Raw genomic sequence first — 6527 nt, forward strand, 5'->3', positions numbered from 1 at the left:
GCCGGAGCGGGGCCCTTCCGTGGATCCTCAGATCCTCACTGCTACGCCGACGTCAGCTCTGGCCGCCCGCGAGCTTCTCGCGCAGAGCCGCGAGAGCCTCGTCGGAGGCGAGAGCACCCGAAGCCGGAGCCGAGGAGCTGCTGGAGCTGGAGCCGGAGCTGGCGGCCGGGGTCTCACCGGAGTAGGACGTGGGGGCAGCCTCGCCCGCCTCGGCCTCGGCCTTGCGGGCCTCCTCCACCTGCTTCTTGTGAGCCTCGAAACGGGTCTGGGCCTCGGCGTACTGCCGCTCCCACTCGTCACGCTGCTTCTCGAAGCCCTCGAGCCACTCGCTCGTCTCGGAGTCGAAGCCCTCGGGGTAGATGTAGTTGCCCTGCTCGTCGTAGGTCGCCGCCATGCCGTAGAGCGTGGGGTCGAACTCGATGTCGGCGCCCGTCGCGCTCTCGTTCGCCTGCTTGAGCGACAGCGAGATCCGGCGACGCTCGAGGTCGATGTCGATGATCTTCACGAAGATCTCGTCGCCGACCTGGACGACCTGCTCGGGGATCTCGACGTGGCGCTCGGCCAGCTCGGAGATGTGGACCAGGCCCTCGATGCCCTCCTCGACGCGGACGAACGCACCGAACGGCACCAGCTTGGTGACGCGACCCGGGACGACCTGACCGATCTGGTGGGTGCGGGCGAACTGCTGCCAGGGGTCCTCCTGCGTCGCCTTGAGCGACAGGGAGACCCGCTCGCGCTCCATGTCGACGTCGAGAACCTCGACGGTGACCTCCTGGCCGACCTCGACAACCTCAGACGGGTGGTCGATGTGCTTCCAGGAAAGCTCGGAGACGTGGACCAGACCGTCGACGCCGCCGAGGTCCACGAACGCACCGAAGTTGACGATCGAGGAGACGACGCCCTTGCGGACCTGACCCTTCTGCAGGGTGTTGAGGAAGGTCTGGCGGACCTCCGACTGGGTCTGCTCGAGCCAGGCGCGGCGGGAGAGGACCACGTTGTTGCGGTTCTTGTCGAGCTCTATGATCTTCGCCTCGAGCTCACGGCCCACGTACGGCTGAAGGTCACGGACGCGGCGCATCTCGACCAGGGACGCCGGCAGGAAGCCACGGAGGCCGATGTCGAGGATGAGACCACCCTTGACGACCTCGATGACGGTGCCGGTGACGATGCCGTCCTCGTCCTTGATCTTCTCGATCGTGCCCCAGGCCCGCTCGTACTGAGCGCGCTTCTTGGACAGGATCAGGCGCCCCTCCTTGTCCTCCTTCTGGAGGACGAGGGCTTCGACGTGCTCGCCAACCTCGACGACGTCCGCGGGGTCGACATCGTGCTTGATCGAGAGCTCACGCGAGGGGATGACGCCCTCGGTCTTGTAGCCGATGTCGAGCAAAACTTCATCTCGATCGACCTTGACGACGGTGCCCTCGACGATGTCGCCGTCGTTGAAGTACTTGATGGTCAGATCGATCGCTGCGAGGAAGTCTTCCTCGGACCCGATGTCGTTGACCGCTACCTGCGGGGTGCTCGAGGTGGCCTCAGTGCTGCTCGTCATGTGTGGAATTGCTCCGAACGCGGACAGAAGTCGATGTGGCGAACACGCGGCAGGCCTCTTATCGTTCAGCCGAAGAATTCATCGGCGTGACCGAGCGCGAGCCCACTCCGTCCGAGACACGCGCGAGCCCACAGCGCAGCGATCAGCATATGAGACCAGACGAGTCTGGTCAATCTGGAGGCACGACACCTCGGAAACCGGCTTTAGTAGGCGTTGACCTGCCGCCTACGCTCGGAGCTGATGATACCCCGAAATTTCTGCGGCACGGAGATGCGACCGGGGTCGCCGTCGGCGGTGTAGCGCTTGTCGGGGTGCTTGTTCAGCCACTCCAGCCAATACTGCGAACACCACTTGCGGCACTCCCCCTTCTTGCCGTTGCTCTGGATGCGCTGGATGGCCCGCCAGTCGAAGTCCTTGGCGAAGGGCGACGACGACGGCTGCGCGCCGGCCAGGAAGACGCCCTTGAACGCGAAGCGGTCGCCGTCCCACTTGCCCGACTGCACGGTGGACCTCTTGCGCGGCATCGCGCCGAAGGGCAGCGCGAGCGTGGCGGACGGACCGGCGCCGAACTTCTCCAGCAGCCGCTCGACCCGGACGATCTGCTCGGCGACCTTCGCCTTCGACAGGCCCGGCAGGTAGGGGTGGGACCAGGTGTGGTTGGCCACCTCGAAGCCGCGCGAGGTCAGCCACTGCACGGCCCGCTCCTGGTCCCGCCGGTCGCGCAGGCCGAACGGTTCCCGGTTGACCCAGAAGGTGGCGACGGGGCGGAAGCCCGGATACTTCTTCGCGACCTGGTAGATGATCCCGACCGCGGTGTCCTTGGCCGGCATGCCGTTGCCGTCGAGCGCGAAGTGGCTCGCGTGCCCGTCGTCGAAGGTCAGCACGACCGGGTGCCTGCCCGCCGGGATGTCGATCTTCCCGGTGACGAACTCCTGCGCGGTGACCGGCACGTAGCCGTCCCTGGCCAGTTTCTCCATCTCCTGGCGGACCTGGGAGGGCGTGCGGTCGATGGAGGCCAGCCGCTTCTTCATGATCCGGTGGTACATCAGGATCGGGACCATCCCCGCCTCGTTGGCCTTGACCTGGCGGGCGGACTCCGGGGTGGCCGTGACCGGCGGCGGCAGGTCGGCCGAGGGCAGATCGGGCGACGGCGAGGGCGACGGCGGCGCGGGGGTGCCCGTCACCGCGCCGGTCGCCGGGCCGGCCATGGGGGTGGCCCGGGGGACGGCCGCCGTGGGCAGTGTCAGAAGCACCACCACTGCGGCGGCCACCACCACGACGTTGGCCACCATGATGATCTGCGTGAGGGGGGATTGACTCCGCACAAAACTCCCGTGCCCGTCGAGGTATCGGCTGAACCACCAACCCTAGAACAGACTCGGACAGGCCGGACCAATCATCAGTGGGCGGCATCCTCCCAGGTGTGGCCGACGCCCACCGAGACCTCCAGCGGGACCCGCAGGGAGTAGGCGGCGTTCATCCGCTCGGTGACCAGCTCGCGCAGGGTCTCCAGCTCTCCCGGCGCCACCTCGAACACGAGTTCGTCGTGGACCTGGAGCAGCATCCGGGAGGTGAGGGCGGCCTCCTTGAGGGCGCTCTGCACGTTGAGCATGGCGACCTTGATGATGTCGGCCGCCGAACCCTGGATCGGCGCGTTGAGCGCCATCCGCTCGGCCATCTCGCGGCGCTGGCGGTTGTCGCTGTTGAGGTCGGGCAGGTAGCGGCGGCGGCCCATGATGGTCTCGGTGTAGCCGTCGTGCCTGGCCTGCGCGACGATCGCGTTGAGGAAGTCGCGGATGCCGCCGAACTCCTCGAAGTATTCCTCCTTCAGCGCCCTGGCCTCCGACACCGGGATGTTGAGCTGCGCGCCCAGCCCGAAGTCCGACAGGCCGTAGGCGAGGCCGTAGTTCATCGCCTTGATCTTGGCCCGCATCTCCCCCGTCACCTGCTCGGGCGCGATGTCGAAGACCCGGGCGGCGGTGGCCTTGTGGAAGTCGTGGCCGGACTCGAAGGAGGCGATCAGCGACTCGTCGCCCGACAGGTGCGCCATGATCCGCAGCTCGATCTGGCTGTAGTCGGCGGTCAGCAGGGTCTCGTAGCCCGGCCCGACCACGAAGCCCTGCCGGATCCGGCGGCCCTCGACGGTGCGGACCGGGATGTTCTGCAGGTTGGGCTTCTCCGAGCTGAGCCGTCCGGTGGCCGCCACGATCTGGTTGTAGGTGGTGTGGATGCGCCCGTCGTCGGCGATCTCCTTGATCAGGCCCTCGACCGTGACCTTCAGCTTGGCCTGGTCGCGGTGCCTGAGCATGATGGTCGGCAGCTCGTGGTCGGTCTGGGTGGCCAGCCAGGCCAGCGCGTCGGCGTCGGTGGTGTAGCCCGTCTTGGTCTTCTTGGTCTTGGGCAGGTTGAGCCTGGTGAACAGGATCTCCTGGAGCTGCTTGGGCGAGCCCAGGTTGAACTGCTCCCCGACGGCCGCGTGGGCCGCCTCGACGGCCTGCTTCACCGCGGCGCCGAACTCGGCCTCCAGCTTGCCGAAGTGGTCCCGGTCGGCGGCGATCCCGGCCCGCTCCACCTCGGCCAGCACGGACACCAGCGGCAGCTCCACCTCGCGCATCAGGCGGGTGCCGCCGCGCGGCTCCAGGAACGCCTCCAGGGCGTCGGCGAGCTCCCGGACGGCCAGGGCCCGCAGACCCAGCTCCAGGGCCGCGCTGTCGTCCTCCTCCTCGAAGAGGCTGGTCTGGCCGCCGCTGTCGCTCTCGCCGCGCAGCTCCCGCTGGAGGTAGGCGCGCACGAGGTCCTCCAGCGGGAAGGCCCGCTGCCCCGGCATCGCCAGGTAGGCCGCCAGCGCCGTGTCGCAGGTCAGGCCGCGCAGCTCCAGCCCCTGCGCCCACAGCGCCAGCATGGGGCCCTTGGCGTCGTGCACGGCCTTGGGCCTGGACTCGTCGCCGAGCCATCCGCGCAGGGCCGCCTCGTCGTCCTCGGTCAGCGTGGTGGGGTCGATGAACGCGGCGCCGCGCCCGCGGGCCGCGGCGGGGCCGTCGGGCGCGGCGATCGCGATGCTGTCGATCCGGCCGGTGCCGCTGCCGTAGGCGCCCCTGAAGGCGAGCCCGGCCCGGCCCTCGGGCAGCTCCCGCAGCCATCCGGCCACCTGGCCGGGGCCGAGCACGACGGTCTCGACCTCGAAGCCCTCCTCGGCCTCGGACTCCGCCGGCAGGAGCGTCTTGAACAGCCGGTCGCGCAGCTCGCCGCGGAACTCCAGCGTGTCGAGGATCTTGTTGATCTCCTCGCGGTCCCCCCGGCCGACCGTCAGGCCGGAGACCTCGTGCTCCAGCGGGACCTCGCGCATGAGCTGGGTGAGACGGCGGTTCATCAGCACCTGGTCGAGGTGGTCGCGGAGCTTGTCGCCGACCTTGCCCTTGACCTCGTCGATCCGGTTGACCAGCTCCTCCAGCGAGCCGAACTCGCGGATCCACTTGGCCGCGGTCTTCTCGCCCACGCCTGGGATGCTCTTCAGGTTGTCGCTGGAGTCGCCCCGGATCGCCGCGAAGTCGGGGTATTGGACCGGGGTGAGCTCGTATTTCTCCTGCACCGCCGCGGGGGTGAAGCGGGTCATGTTGCTGATCCCGACCCGGGTCATCAGCACGGTGACGTGGTCGTCGACCAGCTGCAGCGCGTCACGGTCGCCGGTGACGACCAGCACGTTCATGCCCTGCCCGGCGGCCTGGGTGGCGAGCGTGGCGATCAGGTCGTCGGCCTCGTAGCCCGCCAGCGACAGGTGCGGGACGCGCAACGCGTCGAGCATCTCGTGGATCAGGCTCATCTGGCTGCGGAAACTGTCGGGGCTCGCGCTCCGGTTAGCCTTGTATTCGGCGTACTCCTCGTGCCGGAACGTCGGCTCCGACCGGTCGAAGCAGACCGCCACGTGCGTGGGCTGCTCGTCGCGGAGCACGTTGACCAGCATCGACGTGAACCCGTAGACCGCGTTTGTCGTCTGCCCCGTCGTCGTGGAGAAATTCTCCTCGGGCAGGGCATAGAAGGCGCGGTAGGCCAGTGAATGCCCGTCCAGCAGCAGGAGACACGGACGATTGGGGGTCGCTTCGCTCTTCGGCACACCGGAAGCCTAGTCTGCCGGGGCGACAGAAAACCTGGCCGCGCATGACAGGAGGCATCCCCTTGACCTTGCCAGACCTCGAAGAAGTGACCCGCCGCGTGGAAGAGGGGCTCGGCGCCTCCTACAAGAACACGCTCGTGGACCGGATGGGGATCGAGATCACCGAGGCCACCCCCGAGCGCGTGGTCGGCCGGATGCCGGTGGAGGGCAACATCCAGCCGTACGGCCTGCTGCACGGCGGCGCCTCGTGCGTGCTCGCCGAGACCCTCGGCTCGACCGGCGCGACCCTGCACGCGGGCCCCGGGCGGGTGGGCGTGGGTGTGGAGATCAACGCCACCCACCACCGCTCGGCCACCTCCGGGCACGTCACGGGTGTGGCCACCCTGATCCACGGGGGCCGGACGCTCGCCACCTACGACATCGAGATCACCGACGACCAGGGCCGCCGGGTGTGCACCTCACGCCTCACCTGCATGCTGCGTGACATCTGATCCCACAAGTATTCGCCCGTATCAGACCTCCCCTTTTTGCACTCTTGCCACATGAGTCGCTACCGTGGGTGACAGTGATGCCCGCGGGGAGGCCGAGTAGAAAACGTACAGGGTCGGGGAAGCTCTGTACGGTGCCAAAGGCTCCCCCGGGCTCGCACCGCCCGGCCGGCACGGCACGGCCCGCGCCACCTGGGCGCGGGCCGTGCCGGAACCGGCTGTCAGACGTCGGTGTGCGTGGGGTCGAGCACGCGGCGCAGGAAGGTCTTCGTGCGCTCGTGCCGGGGCTCGCCGATCACCTGGGCGGCCGGGCCGTCCTCCACGATCACGCCGCCGTCCATGAAGACCACCCGGTCGGCCACGTCCCGGGCGAAGGCCA

4 protein-coding genes are annotated in these 6527 nt (G+C 68.5%); 1 reads left to right on the forward strand and 3 read right to left on the reverse strand.

The window, feature by feature from the left end; genetic code table 11:
• Nucleotides 1-52 precede the first annotated feature (52 nt).
• From rpsA to polA, 3 genes are all read right to left on the reverse strand, one after another.
• On the reverse strand, nt 53-1549 hold the full coding sequence (gene rpsA / locus ACWDS7_RS25295; RefSeq protein WP_451931285.1) for a 30S ribosomal protein S1: 1497 nt from the start codon (nt 1547-1549) through the stop codon (nt 53-55).
• 203 nt (nt 1550-1752) lie between these two features.
• Complete coding sequence (locus ACWDS7_RS25300; RefSeq protein ID WP_451931286.1) at nt 1753-2841, reverse strand: polysaccharide deacetylase family protein; 1089 nt, start codon at nt 2839-2841, stop codon at nt 1753-1755.
• Between the two features lie 107 nt (nt 2842-2948).
• A complete protein-coding gene (gene polA / locus ACWDS7_RS25305; protein ID WP_451931287.1) occupies nt 2949-5660 on the reverse strand; it encodes a DNA polymerase I in 2712 nt (903 codons plus the stop codon).
• 146 nt (nt 5661-5806) lie between these two features.
• Here polA and ACWDS7_RS25310 point away from each other — a divergent pair, with 146 nt between their 5' ends.
• A complete protein-coding gene (locus ACWDS7_RS25310; RefSeq protein WP_306858567.1) occupies nt 5807-6151 on the forward strand; it encodes a PaaI family thioesterase in 345 nt (114 codons plus the stop codon).
• The last annotated feature ends 376 nt before the right edge of the window (nt 6152-6527 follow it).

The sequence above is a fragment of the Streptosporangium sp. NPDC003464 genome, assembly GCF_053588315.1.

What these genes read in the sequence shown, in the direction of transcription:
- ACWDS7_RS25300 (WP_451931286.1), bottom strand. Translation starts at nt 2,841, where the DNA reads ATGGTGGCCAACGTCGTGGTGGTGGCCGCCGCAGTGGTGGTGCTTCTG.
- ACWDS7_RS25310 (WP_306858567.1), top strand. Translation starts at nt 5,807, where the DNA reads ATGGGGATCGAGATCACCGAGGCCACCCCCGAGCGCGTGGTCGGCCGG.
- rpsA (WP_451931285.1), bottom strand. Translation starts at nt 1,549, where the DNA reads ATGACGAGCAGCACTGAGGCCACCTCGAGCACCCCGCAGGTAGCGGTC.